Source organism: Luteimonas sp. 8-5 (assembly GCF_029763755.1).
GTDB lineage: Bacteria > Pseudomonadota > Gammaproteobacteria > Xanthomonadales > Xanthomonadaceae > Cognatiluteimonas.
The window spans coordinates 24920-41084 of the sequence record NZ_JARUVM010000029.1 but is presented as its reverse complement, the minus strand read 5'-3'; the positions used below and the strand labels follow the sequence as shown (position 1 = coordinate 41084).

The following is a 16165-nucleotide window of genomic DNA, read 5'->3' as shown; positions in this document are numbered from 1 at the left end:
CCGCATGACTTAACCGAATTCTATTCCACGAATGTCCACTACATGAACATCCGATAATCATAGACATCGTTCACGATATCCGGCGACTGCTTTACGACCTCAGCGAATACCTGCGAGTACACGAGTGTTACCGGCAATGTCTTATAGAGCGTGTTGTTGTTCCAATCGACCTTTGTAAGGGCGAGAATGCTCGCACACGTCGCATGCCATCCGCCATCTCCAGAGAACCGACGCAGCATTATCGGGTTGGGAAGAGGTTTAAGCGGTGCTTCTTTGAACACAGGTTGATTGGGCCTGTGTTGATTGATGTCATGGACGGACCCCTGCGTCCAAAGAAGACACTCGTTTCCGGTGAGCGGCTGGTAGAGGCCTCGATCAACGGAATACCCGGCAGGGGATGGCTTATTGTTCCACCTATTCGGGCCGTCAATCTTCAGGCCATACCAATTACTTCCGCGCACGATTTGAACTAGCTCGATTTCCATCCTCGAGCCGAATGCATCGAGCGCGCCTTGGATCTCGTCTTCCGTGAAGTGCGTGGTTTTATGGACATAGATCTTTTTTGGCAAGCGTCCGTTGTGGGAGTTCTGATAGAGCAATAGACTTTTCGAGAGCACTGACTGCATCTCTTGATAGGTCAAGTAGGGGTTGCCCTTACGATCAGTCTCGTACTCGCGCGTATCGTAGGCGATGAACTCAAATCCGGTGCCGTCCGGATCGAAAACCTGGCTGCAACAAGTGCTGTACTCGGCGCCATTCTCGAGGGTCTTGATGGCATAGCTGAGCCCGATATAGGCCTCGTCTTTGTCCCAGTCGGCGAGCTTCCATGGGATCCCGTTTGCCTTTGCATAAAGGGCGACGCTCAATCCCCACGCAACCTGTGCGCGACAAGTACGCTCGAATACTGTGTCATTGAGAATTTGGATTGGAATGTTGAGTGGCGCGAGCTTCGCTTTGATTCTGTCGTGAAGATCGAAGCCTTCGTACAGATAGGACGCTTTCCATGCGGCAGGCAGATAAATAACTAGCACGTCAAACGTATACTTGATCTTTTGCAGTGGAAGGATTGCATGCAAAATCAAATCGACCAGAGCGTTGCCGTTGCCTGCGACCGCCATAGCGTTGCATTCATTCGGGGTGGAAACGCGTAGAGATTCTGTCGGCGGTATAAGTTGTGCGCGAAAGACTTTTTCAAATCCTTCATACGCGATGTAGTAGTTCGGGGCTTCGCGAACCTGCTGCTTGTTCATCAATTCTCTTACAAGGGCATCGAGTCTTGGAAGAAGGGCGTTAGGCGCAAGAAAAGCAAGGCGGACCACTCTTGGTGCTCCGATGTCGAGGCTGTATGGCCCGTGGTCTGTTAGGCCGCGAAGCGGATGAGCGTGAGTCTTTGCGCTCGCGAAGAGTAAGCGCGGTTCGGGAAGAATAGAGCTGGCTGGCAATGCATTTGGATCATTACTCATACTAGCCCCCAATTCTGCTGAACGCGGAGCGCATGCTGATCTGAAACTGCGCTGGGTAGTTGGACCCATCGTATGCGGTGATAATGGCGTCTCCCTTTCCAAGGCCTCCAAGAAGAATCGCAATCCAAGCGCTCAGAATTTCGGATGCCTGTTTGTTATAGCGGCGTATCTTCTTCCTGTAGAGAAAATCTGTTGCTTCTTCGCGCATCTTACTCGGAGAAATCCAAACATCAGGTCGTAGGAGCAGCCACAGCCGACCGTTCCGCTCTTCCACTTTCAGCGAAATGGCCTCAGCCCAATACACATCTTTGAGGCCAAAGACCTGACCGTTCACGACTCCGCTGTGAAACTTGCCGTCTCGATCCTTCCAAGAAAGCGCATCTCGCAATGGTTTCAAGGCTTCGCTGTTTTCCTCTTTGTGGCTAGTGATGGCGTACCAAGTATTACCCTGCTTACGCAGAACTAGGGGGGCATTCGAGACCAGTGCTGATGCTATAGTGTGCTCCACCATCGATTTGAAGTAAGTCGAATCGTTAATCGCACGGAGCATGTCACCGATCTCGAACGACGAAACGGACTTCGCCCGATCGGACTCGTATATCTTGGCGAGCGCCTCGCCATCTCCCCAAAATAGGACGCGGTCCGTGTAGCAGGCTGAACATGGAGGTTGCTCTTCGAACAAAGCCCTTTTCAGCTGTCCAATGTCCAGAGTTCCGTCATAATCGATTGTGCCGCAGGCACTCGGAAACCCGGTAATTTGAAGCGCATTCGTTCGAAGCATAGGGTACGCGGTGCCAACAGGCGGAAGCGGAATATTTACGGACTTAGCCGCGGCGCTTCTGACTTTGCTGTCAATGCTTGGGTTCTTTTCGGCGACCAGACGCCAGATTTTTGACAACATCTCGTCGAACGTACCCGTTTCGACTATTCCAGCCTTTATTCCCTTCCTGTGCGCGTATTCGATCAATTCACGTACTGGCGCTTCTACTGCGGAAATTCGCGGAACCGTCCAATACAAGCCATGCGGAAAGGCATTGTTCTGATCGATAGCTTCGTGAAACATTGCGATTACGTTGCCATCGCGCCCACTGTATCCACTGACCACAATTCCGAAGCGAACAGCGGCGGCCACAAAGCACCTCTGAACTTCACGGTCGTTGTGTAGCAGATCGTCAGAAAGATTCTTCACGGTCTGATACCGAAAATCACCGTGAATTTTCGCGTAGAACGGGAACTTCTCCGCGTTTAACGCTTCAACCGCGGCGTAAGAGCCTTCAAGATGGAAGGTCGCTAGATTCTTGCCTGAAATAGAGGCGTAGGCGGATTCGACAACTTCGTCAAAATTTGTCGTGAAGATTATTCTGGCAAGGCCGAGATGCAACAGCGCGGCTAACGCGCGGTGGCCGATGGCTGAGGAAACCTTCTCTGTTGCAAGTGCCTTGCTGAGGTACCTCTGCTGTGCCGCATAGTCTCTTCCGAATAGCAGCTCGAAATAGAAAGAATATTCCGTGGGATCTCCAGGGGGCGGAAAGCCTTTACTGTCCATATACGTCTGTATGCGCGCTTGGACAGCTCGATTGCTCACGTCATGAGCAACAATGTCTTGATTTTCCTGGGAACAGTAGTAGCGAAGCTTAAGATCCCAAATTAGGTCTGTTGCAGTTGGAAGTCCGGAACTGCGTGACGCCCCGGCTCCGAGGAACCACATCAAATGCTGCCCATTCTGGGCGACATATTGGCGGAGCTCGATTTCCTTGATCTCTGGCGCAGACATTGCGAGCCGTACCTCTATTTCGAGTATCGCAGCTATACGAGAAATGGTGACGGGCCGCAAGCGATTCGGCTCGCAATTGGCCGAATGCCGCAATCCTTACGCCCGGGCCCGCGGAGCGCGTGCGATCGACCCGGAAGGGCTTTGAGATCGTCGGCGTCGCCGGTGACCTTCACCGCTGCGCTAGCGTCGGGCGACCCTAAGCGAATCGCGCTGGCGAGAAGGCCGTGGCGGTGCTGGGTAGTGGTGCTGCGATGCGCGGTTGGTTACTGCGTTTCTGGCGGCCATCGCGGCACTGTTAGCGTAGGGGAGGTTACGGCAAAGACTGTTTCGAAGGCGATCGAGCTGAAAGGGTAGAAGGGAAAAACCCTACTCGATTAGCGGTTTGAATGTTGAAGTAAAGCAATGCAGAAGGCGGCCGATTTGGATCTCCCTTGCGTTAGGGATCACAACGTCCACGGCGGGGAGAGGAAGTAGACCCAAGTGAGGCTTAGTAATTCAGTATTTGTAGGCATTCGATTGACTATTCATAACATGCTGAATTCCGTGCTCGCGGAGCCCATGCTGCATGGCAGTTTGCACTACGACGAAACTCGGAATTTCTAGTAGAGGCTTGCCGCGAATTTGGTGCTTATCAAAATGCTCAACCAAATCGCTTCTTGGCACATTAAATGGAAACATCGAATGGCGAGTGAATCCATGGGCGGCGAGGAGCTGGACTCGAAGCTGCAATGCCCGATATATCGTGGAGACAAGCCAGCCATCTAGTGCCCTCAACTGATCAATGTCGTCCACCAATGGATAAAAACTCATTGCCCCCTTGAATCTCAGCTGCCCACCATGACCGAATGTGTAGCGCCTCAGTGTTGCCTTGTATAGCCCGCCACAAACGTATCGACGGACCTGCATCATGGCGGTAAGGAGGCCTTCATCTCTGCCGCCGGATGGGATGGATATGCCTGCTAATGCAGGAACCTTCAAGGGTTGAATAAGATTGCGATAGAGAAGATAGGAAATTTCTTTCTTTATCTTCAAGACAGAGGAGCTCTTAATCGATAGCCTTCCCGGCGCGAGTGCGTAGCCAAGGAAGTCAAACGATGACTTCGCGCGTATTTCTGCGTTCTTTGGCTGGCTAGAAATTAGGTGAATGCCAGCAGATTTCTTAAAATTGATCGGTACAGCTGATCTTTCCGAAAAGTTGAACAGAGCTTGCACGGCCGCGCAGGTTGCCTCGTAGCTGGGGCTGCAAATGACTGTATCGTCAGCGTATCGCGCGAATTTAACGCCTAAGCGCTCTAGCTCTCGATCTAATTCAAAGCAGGCTACATTTGCGAGAAAGAGCGAAACAGAAGTTCCCTGGGGAACTCCGTCTCGTCCTGAAAGAAACGCTTTGATGATGCGCAGATCCTGCTCACTGAGCAATAGGCCATGTTTTCCTAGTTCGCCAAGTAGATAGGCGTGATCGATTTTTCCGAAGAAGTCGGAAAAATCGAATTCCGCAATAAAGGCGCGATCTTTCTTAGAAAGGTCGACATACATGTCTTGTATGGCGAAATGTACATTCCGGTCGTCACGGTACGCATATGCGAACGAACTAAATCTATGCCTATTCTTGGTTAGCAGCCTCGAATAGACAATTTTGGAGACAGCTGCGTCAGGAATTTGGTAAATGTGAACGGTTCGCGTACCGCCTAACGTTTTTGGAATTATTTTTACATGTGGTGTGTGTGGTGCGTACGTGCCGAGCTTGATCTTTCGTGCGATCGATCGTGCAATCGCCTTCGCTTTATGCTTGCAGTAAAAAGGGTCGAACTTTGGATCGATGAGCCAATAATCTGGCCGCAAAACTACTTTTGGACCGATCGTGGGAAATCGCCTTTTATTTCTAGTCCAATCGACATGTAAGTTGTTGTGATACGAGTTGAATCGTTCTATGAGTTTCGCCGATTCTTCGGCGATCGCTTTTTCGATGTTGCGCGCGTCAAGCATGTTGGCTCCTTAGCGATTTCGCAACTAAAAAAGGCCCGAGCGAACTCGGGCCTTCCACGGACACCAACCTAGTTAAAGTAAGTTTCAGTTGCCATGGATTTTGAACTCCATGCCCCAAAGTACAAGTACCGCTGAGGGGTGCCGTTACTCCCCTTGGGAGATGCCGAAGTGTTGCATGCGTGAAGGATGACATCAAGCGACCTGTTTTTTTGTCAACCGGCCTGCTGAGCGTCGTGTCGAAGGCCAGTCAGCGGAACTAAGCGCCTGATTTAGTCAGAAGCTCTAAGAGGGTGTCGGGCATCGTCTTGAAGGTCTTCTCAAAAATCTTGTTACGGTGATATTGGAGATATTTCTTTTGAACTTGGCTGAAAGTCCCGCACTTTCGACCTTGCGTAAGATCTATTCCGATTCGGCTAATGACATCACCGGGAAGCGCATCCGATCGAACGAGAGCACCGTCATCTTCAAAAGTAATCCAACCACGATCAAACAGATGATCCGCTGCAGGACTCAGCAACAGGCCATTGCTGCCATCAATGCGTTCGTCCCCAGAGGCGCATTTCGACCATGGCTTGATATGGCTCGCGCGTAGAAAACGCAAATCAGCGATCCGAGTCAAGCGACATTCCTTTTCTACGGTCAACAGACGGCGCTTAAAGAGTGACTGCTTAGTTCTGACTTCCAATACTTGCGACGAAATGGTGGAAGAAAGTTCAATCTCCGGACTCCGCGCGTCGCCAATTGATTTGTCGAATGGTTCGAATGAAGATTCGATCGGTTGCAGCATAAATACAAGCGCTTTACGTAGCTCACCGCTTGTATCCGGGATTCCGGATTGCTCGTAGGCATGCACGAAGCGGAATTCGCCCAAGAACCTGCATGGCCGACCATGACCCATCATCTGGAAAAGCAACAGGCGCTTAAGATTGTTCAGATGTTCGCGAATGGCTAGGTTGCCACCCGAGAACTTCATATCGCCCCGTTGTCCCTCACCATAATAGTGAAGGACTCCGTTGTCGTCCCAGAAGTCGTGATAGCCGTGCTGTTTGCCCGCTTCGCCTGTAAATAGGATGACGAAGGGGCTGGTAGCAGGTGTGGAGATGCCACCTTGCCGCTGTCCGCCCAATGGGCCATGGATTTGATCGCGGCGACTGTAAAGCGCCCCTACTTCGAAGGGCAGATCGGTCGCGGGCGGGAGGCGCTCCATGGCCCCAGGATACTAATTTCCGGAGCAGCATAGCTGTCGCTCTCCTGCCTGCTGCTAGCTATGATCGGCCCCATGCCCCCCATCATCTCCATCAGCAACCTGACCAAAACCTACGCCTCCGGCTTCCAGGCCCTAAAGGGCATCGACCTGGACATCCACCCCGGCGAGATCTTCGCCCTGCTCGGGCCAAACGGCGCCGGCAAGACCACCCTGATCAGCATCGTCTGCGGAATCGTCAACGCCAGCGGGGGCACGGTCACGGTGGACGGGCACGACCACGTCCGCGACGCCCGGGCCGCCCGGGCGCTGATCGGCCTGGTCCCGCAGGAGCTGTCCACGGACTCCTTCGAGTCGGTCTGGGCCACCTGCCGGTTCAGCCGGGGGCTGTTCGGCAAGCCGCCGGATCCGGCGCACCTGGAGAAGGTGCTGCGCCAGCTGTCCCTGTGGGACAAGCGCGACAGCCGGATCATGGCGCTGTCGGGCGGCATGAAGCGGCGGGTGCTGATCGCCAAGGCGCTGGCCCACGAGCCGCGCATCCTGTTCCTGGACGAGCCCACCGCCGGGGTGGACGTGGAACTGCGCCACGACATGTGGCAGATGGTGCGCGGGCTGCGCGAGCAGGGGGTGACGATCATCCTGACCACGCACTACATCGAGGAGGCCGAGGAGATGGCCGACCGCATCGGCGTGATCAACCACGGCGAGCTGGTGGTGGTGGAGGACAAGGCCACGCTGATGCGCAAGCTGGGCAAGCGCCAGCTCGCGCTGACCCTGCAGGCGCCGCTGCCGGCGATCCCGGAAGCGCTGGCGGACCTGCCGCTGGAGCTCTCGGACGACGGCACCACGCTCACCTACACCTTCGACGTGCAGCAGGAGGAGCGCACCGGCATCGCCGGGCTGCTGCGGCGGCTGTCGGAGCTGGGCGTGGACTTCAAGGACCTGCATTCGAGCGAGAGCTCGCTGGAGGACATCTTCGTCAGCCTGGTGAGGGACACACCGATGGAAGCCGGCGCATGAGCCGCATGGGCCTCAACCTGCACGCCATCCGCGCGATCTATCGCTTCGAGATGGCCCGCACCGGGCGCACGCTGATGCAGTCCATCGCCGCGCCGGTGCTCACGACCTCGCTGTACTTCGTGGTGTTCGGCTCGGCGATCGGTTCGCGCATGGGCGAGATCGACGGGGTCGGCTACGGCGCCTTCATCATTCCCGGCCTGATCATGCTGTCGCTGCTGGGCGAGAGCATCTCCAACGCCTCGTTCGGGATCTACATGCCCAAGTGGTCGGGCACGATCTACGAGCTGCTGTCGGCGCCGGTGTCCTTCGTCGAGGTGGTGATCGGCTACGTCGGCGCGGCGGCGACCAAGTCGCTGATCCTGGGCGTGCTGATCCTGGCCACGGCGCGGGTGTTCGTAGACTACGAAATCCAGCATCCGTTCTGGATGCTGGCCTTCCTGCTGCTCACGGCGACCAGCTTCAGCCTGTTCGGTTTCATCATCGGGCTCTGGGCCGACGACTTCCAGAAGCTGCAGGTGGTGCCGCTGATGGTGATCACCCCGCTGACCTTCCTCGGCGGCGCGTTCTACTCGATCAAGATGCTGCCGCCGGTGTGGCAGACCATCACCCTGTTCAACCCGGTGGTGTACCTGATCAGCGGATTCCGCTGGAGCTTCTACGGCAATGCCGACGTCCCGGTGGGGATCAGCATCGCCGCCATCCTCGGGTTCCTGGTGGCCTGCCTGGTGGCGGTGTGGTGGATCTTCCGCAGCGGGTGGAAGCTCAAGGCCTGAGGCCTCGGCTGGGCGCGCGCATGTCGGAGTTCCAGGTCCAGACGCTGCTGACCACGCCGCTGGTGGAGATCCGCGACGTCGCCTGCACGGGCACCCACCGCCACAAGGGCGACACCGAGCGCTCGCCGCGCACTACCCTGGGCTTCCCCTATCGCGGCACCTACGTGCGCCACACCGGCGACGAGGAGGCCGTGGCCGATGCGAGCCAGGTGTTGTTCTTCAACGCCGGCGAGGACTATCAGGTGAGCCATCCGAACCCGGGTGGCGATGCGACGTTGTCGTTGTGGGTGGACCCGCACCTGTTGCGCGAGATAGCGCCGCCAGGGCTCGTGCACGAAGGCAAGCCGCTACGCTTCCGCCTGCCGCGGCTGCGCATCGATCCGCGCGCGCAGGTGCTGGTGGCGATGCTGCGGCATTCGCTGCTCGAGGGCATCGCCGAGCCGCTGGAAGGCGAGAGCCTGGCGCTGACGTTGGTGCATCGTGCGTTGGCGCCGCGGACCACGCATGCGGCCGGTTCCAGCCACGTTCGCCAGCGCCTGGTCGATCGCGCCAAGCTGGTGCTGGCCAGCGACCTGGCGCGGCGATGGACCCTGGCCGAAGTCGCGGCGGAAGTCGGCGTGTCCGCGGTGTACCTGACCCAGAGCTTCCGCCAGGTCGAGGGCGTGCCGCTGTACCAGTACCAGTTGCGCCTGCGCCTGGCGCGCGCGCTGGACCTGCTGCGCGAGTTCGACGACCTCACCGCGCTCGGCCTGCACCTTGGCTTCTCCAGCCACAGCCATTTCACCGCGGCGTTCCAGAAGGTCTACGGGCGCACGCCAAGCGAGTTCAGGCAGGCGGTGCTGGGAAAGTGAGTCGCCCGATACGCTTGACGTAGTACGTGATACGTACTAACATTCGCACATGATCGCGTCGTTCCGCGGCAAGGAAGCCGAAGCGCTTACCACTGAGCATCACCATGAGCAAACACCTCGATCCCATTCCGCCAGGCGAAATCCTGTTTGAAGAGTTCATGCAGCCCCTCGGCATCAGCATGAACGCGCTGGCCCGCGACCTGGGTGTCCCGCCGAATCGCATCAGCGAGATTGTTGCCGGGCGTCGGGCGCTCACTGCTGATACCGCCTTGCGCCTGGCAGTGTATTTCCGCACCAACCCCGAGCTCTGGCTCAATCTGCAGACAGACTATGATCTGCGAATGCTTCGTCGCGAGCGCGGACCTGATATCGAAGCACAGGTCAGAAGGCGCGCTGCCTAGGGGCGAGCTCCCTGCCGCTCCGCCCGCCGCCTGATCCACAAATTGATCATCTCCACGAACACCGAGAACGCCATCGCGGTGTAGACGTAGCCCTTGGGTACGTGGTGGCCGAAGCCGTCGGCGACCAGCACCAGGCCGATCATGATCAGGAAGCTCAGCGCGAGCACCTTGACCGTGGGGTGGCGCTCTACGAACTCGCCGATGGGGCGGGCGAAGGCGAGCATGAACACGATCGAGGCCAGGATTGCGGTGACCATGACCCAGCGCTGGTCGACCATGCCGACCGCGGTGATGATCGAGTCCAGCGAGAACACGATGTCGAGCAGCATGATCTGGCCGATCACGGCGCCGAAGGTCGCGGTGCCGGCGGCGGTGGCCGCGCTCGCGACCGAGGGCGGCATGCCCGCGCCTTCGACCTTCTGGTGGATCTCGTGCGTGGCCTTGGCGATCAGGAACAGGCCACCGCCGATCAGGATCAGGTCGCGCCAGGAGAACGGGTGGCCGAACACCGAGAACAGCGGCGCGGTGAGGCCGACGATCCAGGCGATGGCCATCAGCAGCGCCAGCCGGGTCACTGCGGCGAGCAGGATGCCGACCTTGCGTGCGCGGTCGCGCTGCGCCGGCGGCAACTTCCCTGCCAGGATCGAGATGAAGATGATGTTGTCGATACCCAGCACCAGTTCCAGCGCGGTGAGGGTCGCGAGCGCGATCCAGATTTCCGGGTTCGCAAGCTGTTCCATTGTGTGGTTTTCCGAAAGGGAGGGACGCCATGCATGGCGAAGGTCTCGCTCACAGGCGTCTAGCCTGCTGCCGCACCGGAGCATGGGGCGTGAAGCCCGGCTCGTAATGACGGTGGTGGCAATTGGGAGCTACTCCCCTTCGAGGCAAAGCCTAGCACGCGAATCCCGTCGGCCGCTAAAGTTTTCGACAGCCGCCGGGGGCCGCCCGCGGTCCAATGGTCCTGCCCGATCCCGGGCGTCAATCCAAACGGAGCAAGACCATGAGCGAGAAGACCTGCGCCGCCTGCGACTACCCGCTGGACGAGAACGCCATCCAGGTCCGCGTCGGCGGCAAGACCGTCGAAGTGTGCTGCGAGGACTGTGCCATCAAGCTGCGCGAGGCCTATGCCGCAGCCTCCGCCACCATCCAGCAGGCGTCGACCCGCGCATGAGCGGCCAGCAGCAGAAGGCAGCCGCGTTCCGGGGGCTGCACGTCGCCGGCGATCCGCTGGTGTTGTTCAACGCTTGGGACGCGGGCAGTGCACGCGCGGTGGCCGAAGCCGGGGCAAGGGCGATCGCGACCGGGAGTTGGTCGGTGGCCGCGGCCAACGGCTACCCCGATGGCGAGAACCTGCCGCTGTCGGTGGCGCTGGACAACCTGCGCCGTATCGCCGCCGCGGTCGCGGCGCTGCCGGTGACCATCGACCTGGAGAGCGGCTACGGCGAGGCGCCCGGCATCGTGGCCGCAACCGTCGCCGCCGCCATCGACGCCGGCGCCATCGGCTGCAACCTCGAGGACAGCTTCCCCGTCGACGGCATGCTGCGCGACACGGGCGACCAGGCCGTGCGCCTGGCCGCCGCGCGCAAGGCGGCCGACGCCGCAGGCGTGGCGATGTTCATCAACGCGCGCACCGACGTGTTCTTCCAGAAGCCCGCCCCCGAACACGACGCGGCCATGGCCGACGCCGCGCTGGAACGTGCGCGTGCCTACGCCGATGTCGGCGCCAGCGGCCTGTTCGTACCCGGCCTGGTGGCCGAGGCGCTGATCGCGCGCATCGCCGAGGCCTCGCCGCTGCCGGTCAACGTGATGGCGATGCCGGGCCTGCCGCCGCGCGCGCGCCTGGCCGAACTCGGCGTGGCCCGCATCAGCCACGGACCCGGTCCCTACAGCGGGGCAATGCGCTGGCTCACCGAGGCCGCGAAAGCCGCGATGGCCTGATCGCGACCGCGCGGTGATGCATCAGTAGAGTTGCAGCGGAATCCCGCGCAGGTTGCGGTCGCGGTAATCGGCCCGGATCTCGCGGCAATACGGGCCGGACATGACGAACCGGCGGCACACCTGCGGCCGCGTCTGGTAGATGCCGCATTGCATGCTCGCGCCGTCGATCGCCACGCACCAACCCTCGGCGTCGCGCGCCATCACGTGCAGGCCGGCGTCGGTATGCGTGGTGTAGTGGTCGGGAATGCGGTCTTCGGGTTGCAGCACGACCGTGAGCCGGCAACACACCGCATCGCATGTGCTGCAGCCGCTCATGCGGGCATGCCGCGGCGGAAATGCAGCAGCCGCCCGCGGTGCGGCGGCGGATCGCCGTCGTCCATCGGGCATCGCTCGGTTTCGACGCTGAATCCCAGTCCTGCGAGCAGCGCGGTGAAACGCCCGCTGTTGCCGCGGCCGGGATCGGCGACCAGCACTTCGGCCATCGGCAGCGCGTGGCGTTCGACCATTCCGGCGATGAGCTCGGCGTGGCCGCGTTCGTACAGCACGTCGCTGGCGACGATGGCGTCGAACATGCCCAGGTTGGGCGTGTCCAGGTCCCAGTGGATGTGCCGGAAAGGCACGGCCGGCAAGTCGTTCAGCGCGGCGTTGTAGGCCAGGAACACCTCGGCCAGCGGATGAAGGTCGGAGGCGACCACATCGGCGCCGCGCCGCTGCAGCACCAGGCTGGCCAGGCCGATGCCGCAGCCGAGTTCGAGGATGCGCTTGCCGGCGATGTCGAAGCGGTCCATCGCCTGCGCGAGCATGCGCCCGGCCGGCCACAACTGGCCGAACAGGCTCCATTGCGCCGACGAGACGCCGGCGCGCGCGCCATGGCCGTCGGGATCGGCGAACTGCTGGGTGTCGCTGAGCAGGCGCAGCCGATAGCGGTGGCCACCGATCGGTTGCTCGATTTCGCGGACCTGGTAACCCGGCATGCGTGCTCCGGTATGGCGTCGCCCGGAACGAGCGGGGCGGAAACGCGTGAAGGAGCGGCCAGCGGTGCTGGGAGGGGATAGCGTGTGTCGCGGCGAACGCCTGGGTGGCGCCCATGCTACGCCAATCAGCGATTGCTCACCCTTTGCCCAGACGCAGCTCATGCGCCCTCCGGAGACCGGGCTGACCTGAATCGGCCCATATCCCCGTTCCACGCTTCAAACGCCCATGGAGTTCGGGCGAAGGGGGCGGGATGAAGAAGGAACTTCCCTTGTTGGCCATTGCGACCGCGCTTCTGGTCGCCGCAGTGGCATCGACCTGTTCGATGCGGGCCAATCGAGACGCCCCTGGCGATTCGAGCGTAGGGGGTGGTGGCGGCGGCGGTGGTTTCCAGGATGTCGAGGCGGCCGCAGCGGCGGATGCCGCAGCGGCTGAGGCCGCTGCCGTCGCCGAGGCCGCCAGACGGCTCGAGATGCAGCAGGCGTCCGGAGCCGTGGTCCCGCAACCTGCGCAACCTCCGCCGCCGGAGGAAAATCCCGCGCCCACGCCCGGCCTGTACTGGAAGGCGGCTGCCTTGTCGCCATACTGCGACGAAGAGTGCGAGGACCAGACGCAGGTCCGGCGCGGTGATGAATACCGCCTTCGTGTCCGCCTCAATGAACGCGTGGAAGATCGCGGCAGGGCAACGGAAAGCCTGGGCAGGGCGGTCGCCGACGGGAAGGTGCACCGGTTCAAGCTGATTCCCCTGTATCTGGATGGCGTGGGTTTCGGTGGGGGCGTCCACGCGGTCGACCTGACGATCATGCGGCCCGGTAGCGCCTTGGAGGATTGGGGAACTGCAGACATCCCGTTTTCGGTGCTGCCGGAAGCGCGAAGGTGCGCACAGATGATCGTCTCGGTGTGGGACACGGGAATGCGCCAGGCCTTCGATGCCTTCCTGGTGACCTTCCCGGTGGTGGACGCGGGTGCTCCCGGGTGCCAGGACCCCCTCCACCCCGCGACGATCCTGGCGGAGCCGTCGCTCGTCAGCGTTACGGATGTCTTCCACCCATGGGTGGCAAGCGAGTTCGAAACGGCCCAGGACCGTATCTCCATCTACGCGTTCGAACTGCCGCTAACAACCAGGGACAGCTATGGCGTTGCCGTCCTCGATCATGGTGGCACGAAGTCTTTCGAGGGGTGGAAGCTCAACTGGCCGTTGTCGAGAGGCTTTGGTGACCATGCGGCCAACTTCAGCGCGGTCGCCGAGCAGGACCGGCAACGGATGCGTGGCGCGACTCCGGGGCAATGGATCTACCGGCAGACCGCCGAATTCATCCGCGACAACCTTTTCACAGACAAGGCGGGGCGACGCGACGCTTTCGATCGCATCAGGGGGTTCGTCAATGCGCATGAGGGCGTCGATGTTTCGTTGCAGCTCTATGTGCCGCTGCCCGGGGGCGATGAATACGGATTGATGTTTCTCCCGCTGCGGATCATGGCCGCGCCGGGCTCCGAAATCTTCAGCAACGATTTCAACCAGTATTCGCCACTATCCGGCGCGGTGGAGCCGGTCGATCGCTGCATTTCACGCTGGCAGGTCATCGTCAATCCGGATTTCGCGAAGTCCGATGGCTCGCCGGCCGGCATGTCGTTCGCCGTCGCCGACGCAATCGCCAGGTTGAAGGCACTGGAAAAGAACAGTTGGCGAAATGCGTCGCTGTCGTCCTACGACGATATCAGGGAGTATCTCGGCGCCGACGAAGACGGGAACGATACCGGCGACGACGGTGCCACGGGACTGGTCGTCATCGCGCACTACGGCCGCGGGATGCTGGGCCTCGAGAACGAAGAGAAGCTGCCGATCTCCGCCATCAGGAGGCGGTTTCCGCCAGGCAGTGCTGCCTTCCTGGCGGCATGCGAGACGGCGATTCCCACGGAGGCCGATGGTCTCATTCGACAACTGCGGAATGGCAACGTCGAAACGTTCGTCGCGTCCCCCCTCCAGGTTCCCGTGACCTACGCGGTACCGCTGATGGACCGCTTCGTCACGCAGCTCGGCGATGCCTATGCCAAAGGCAGGACGCCCACCGTGGGAGAGCTGTATCGCGATGCGATCGAGGCGATGAAGGCGGAATCCGGCGCTGGTATCGGCGACCGGGTGCTCGGTCGCGAGTTCGTGCTGGTCGGGAATCCCGACCGACGCCTGTGCAAGCTGGAGTCGACACTGGAGAATGAACAATGAAGACCCGAATGGCCGTAATCGCCTTGCTGGCAGCGTGCAGCCTGCTCCTCCCGTTTCAGCCTGCGGCGCAGTCGGCGCGGCCAACCGAACGTGCCCTGGTGTTCATCAGCGACGTGCACTTGGGCGTCGGCAAGGATGCCGGCGGCAACTGGATGCCGATCGAGGATTTCCGTTGGCCGAACGCACTGGACGGCTTCCTGGCCTACGTGGAGCGAACCTACGAAGGCAAGGCGGATCTGGTCATCCTCGGCGACTTCCTCGAATTGTGGCAGCCGTTCCCGGGACTGGCCTGCACGGATCCGGAGGCCGAGGCCGGCTGCAGCGTGGCGGAGACCGCGGTCCTTGCGGCGCATGTTGCCGCCGCGCATGCCGCCGATCTGAAACGGCTCGGCGACTTTTCCAGGCGTGGCGAGAATCGGATTTACGTGGTGCCCGGCAACCACGACGCCGCGCTGATCCTGCCCGAGGCCTGGGCGAACGTGGCACCGGCATTCGGAGCCGGCGCCAGGGTGGAGCTCGTGGAGGCTGGTGTCTGGACGAGCCCCTCGGGCCTGACGGTCGCCGAGCACGGCCATCAGATACATGGCGATGCGAACAGGTTCGACCGATGGCCGACAGTGACGAAACAACCACGGCCCGGCCACCTGCAGCGCCCCTGGGGCCAGCTGTTCGTGCAGAAGATCTACAACGATGTGGAGGGTGAGTATCCGATCATCGACAACATCGGCCCCGAGTCCGTGGGGGTGAAGTACCGGATCATCGACCGGGGCGTGGTGGCGAGTGCCGCGGACATCGCCCGTTTCCTGAAGTTCAATCTCTTCGAAACGTCCCGGTCGCAGCTGGGCAGGTTCATGTCCGTTGCCGACGCGGAGCCGGCCTGGCGCGTGGATCTCGGACGGCAGGCGGGCCACCAGCTGGTACTGGCCAGCCTTGAACCCGGCGATGAACTGGCGGCGCTGATCGCCGAGGATTCGGAGACGGGACAGTCGCTCAGGGACAGCCTCGATGCCGAAGTGCGGCAGATGCCCGACGACGGGATCCGCCAGCTGTGCGAGATTGCGGCGATGCAGGACAACCATCCCTGCGCTCCGTCGGTGGCGTCGCACATGGGCCAGTCGCTGCTGCGCTCGGAGCGGGCCGTGGTGACGCCGCACCTGAGGGCGAGGGAGGCGGATCATCCGTCGATGATCAATTTCGTCTATGGACACACGCACGCATTCCGCGAGCCCTGGAGCGCAGTCGCCGACGGCGTCAGGTTCACCGTGGCCAATACCGGTTCGTTCCACCGGGTAGTCGACGAAGCGGGATTCAAGCGCCGCACCCGCTCGCTTCCACGGTCCCGGGCCCTCATGTCCCTGGTGCCCGAGGACCTGCCGGCGTGCTACACATTCGTGGTGATCACGGATGAGCGCCGGGGAATGGAGCTCTGGCGTTGGCACCAGCCCGAGGACGGGACAGGGTCGCGGGTCCACGCCTCCGATCCCAGGTGCCTCTGATCAGCAATTGCTCATCCATTGCTCATGGGCCGCTCATGCGCCTTGCTGGCCGCGCCGGCAAGC

Annotated in this window: 15 protein-coding genes; 8 read left to right on the top strand and 7 right to left on the bottom strand. The window is 60.7% G+C overall.

All coding sequences use genetic code 11. The features are described 5' to 3' along the window. Positions 1–38: 38 nt before the first annotated feature. The 4 genes from QAA18_RS05095 to QAA18_RS05080 form a co-directional block, all read right to left on the bottom strand. Complete coding sequence (locus QAA18_RS05095; protein ID WP_279411559.1) at positions 39–1250, bottom strand: hypothetical protein; 1212 nt, start codon at positions 1248–1250, stop codon at positions 39–41. Positions 1251–1464: 214 nt separating this feature from the next. Continuing rightward, a complete protein-coding gene (locus tag QAA18_RS05090; RefSeq protein ID WP_279411557.1) occupies positions 1465–3237 on the bottom strand; it encodes an SIR2 family protein in 1773 nt (590 codons plus the stop codon). Positions 3238–3732: 495 nt separating this feature from the next. Further along, entirely contained in the window at positions 3733–5223 is a 1491-nt protein-coding gene (locus QAA18_RS05085) for a reverse transcriptase domain-containing protein (RefSeq protein WP_279411556.1), read from the bottom strand. Positions 5224–5479: 256 nt separating this feature from the next. Further along, positions 5480–6430, bottom strand: coding sequence for an HNH endonuclease (locus tag QAA18_RS05080; RefSeq protein WP_279411552.1), 951 nt, complete (start codon positions 6428–6430; stop codon positions 5480–5482). A 72-nt stretch (positions 6431–6502) separates the two neighbouring features. Here QAA18_RS05080 and QAA18_RS05075 point away from each other — a divergent pair, with 72 nt between their 5' ends. The 4 genes from QAA18_RS05075 to QAA18_RS05060 all read left to right on the top strand — a co-directional run bounded on the left by QAA18_RS05075 (position 6503) and on the right by QAA18_RS05060 (position 9472). Next, on the top strand, positions 6503–7447 hold the full coding sequence (locus tag QAA18_RS05075; protein WP_279411550.1) for an ABC transporter ATP-binding protein: 945 nt from the start codon (positions 6503–6505) through the stop codon (positions 7445–7447). Positions 7448–7452: 5 nt separating this feature from the next. Then, positions 7453–8220: an ABC transporter permease gene (locus QAA18_RS05070; protein ID WP_279411579.1), complete on the top strand. Its 768-nt coding sequence runs from the start codon at positions 7453–7455 to the stop codon at positions 8218–8220. Positions 8221–8240: 20 nt separating this feature from the next. After that, positions 8241–9071: an AraC family transcriptional regulator gene (locus QAA18_RS05065; RefSeq protein ID WP_279411548.1), complete on the top strand. Its 831-nt coding sequence runs from the start codon at positions 8241–8243 to the stop codon at positions 9069–9071. A 104-nt stretch (positions 9072–9175) separates the two neighbouring features. Continuing rightward, the gene (locus QAA18_RS05060; RefSeq protein ID WP_279411545.1) at positions 9176–9472 is read left to right on the top strand and encodes a HigA family addiction module antitoxin; all 297 of its coding nucleotides are present in this window, start codon (positions 9176–9178) and stop codon (positions 9470–9472) included. On the opposite strand, the gene QAA18_RS05055 is transcribed toward QAA18_RS05060, so the two are convergent. Continuing rightward, entirely contained in the window at positions 9469–10212 is a 744-nt protein-coding gene (locus QAA18_RS05055) for a TerC family protein (protein WP_279411544.1), read from the bottom strand. The genes QAA18_RS05060 and QAA18_RS05055 overlap by 4 nt on opposite strands. 260 nt (positions 10213–10472) lie before the next feature. Between QAA18_RS05055 and QAA18_RS05050 the strand changes: the two genes are divergently transcribed. Together QAA18_RS05050 and QAA18_RS05045 are read left to right on the top strand one after the other, a co-directional pair. Beyond that, a complete protein-coding gene (locus QAA18_RS05050; protein ID WP_279411542.1) occupies positions 10473–10643 on the top strand; it encodes a hypothetical protein in 171 nt (56 codons plus the stop codon). After that, positions 10640–11410 carry an isocitrate lyase/phosphoenolpyruvate mutase family protein gene (locus tag QAA18_RS05045; RefSeq protein WP_279411540.1) on the top strand — a complete coding sequence of 257 codons (771 nt, stop codon included), beginning with the start codon at positions 10640–10642 and terminating at the stop codon, positions 11408–11410. Before QAA18_RS05050 ends, QAA18_RS05045 begins: the two co-directional genes overlap by 4 nt. 21 nt (positions 11411–11431) lie before the next feature. Here QAA18_RS05045 and QAA18_RS05040 read toward each other — a convergent pair whose 3' ends face one another. Then, positions 11432–11725, bottom strand: coding sequence for a YkgJ family cysteine cluster protein (locus QAA18_RS05040; RefSeq protein WP_279411539.1), 294 nt, complete (start codon positions 11723–11725; stop codon positions 11432–11434). Next, on the bottom strand, positions 11722–12384 hold the full coding sequence (locus QAA18_RS05035) for a methyltransferase domain-containing protein (protein WP_279411537.1): 663 nt from the start codon (positions 12382–12384) through the stop codon (positions 11722–11724). The genes QAA18_RS05040 and QAA18_RS05035 overlap by 4 nt, the downstream gene beginning before the upstream one ends. 251 nt (positions 12385–12635) lie before the next feature. Between QAA18_RS05035 and QAA18_RS05030 the strand changes: the two genes are divergently transcribed. Both QAA18_RS05030 and QAA18_RS05025 read left to right on the top strand, forming a co-directional pair. Next, on the top strand, positions 12636–14606 hold the full coding sequence (locus QAA18_RS05030; protein ID WP_279411536.1) for a hypothetical protein: 1971 nt from the start codon (positions 12636–12638) through the stop codon (positions 14604–14606). Next, complete coding sequence (locus tag QAA18_RS05025; protein ID WP_279411534.1) at positions 14603–16102, top strand: metallophosphoesterase; 1500 nt, start codon at positions 14603–14605, stop codon at positions 16100–16102. Before QAA18_RS05030 ends, QAA18_RS05025 begins: the two co-directional genes overlap by 4 nt. The last annotated feature ends 63 nt before the right edge of the window (positions 16103–16165 follow it).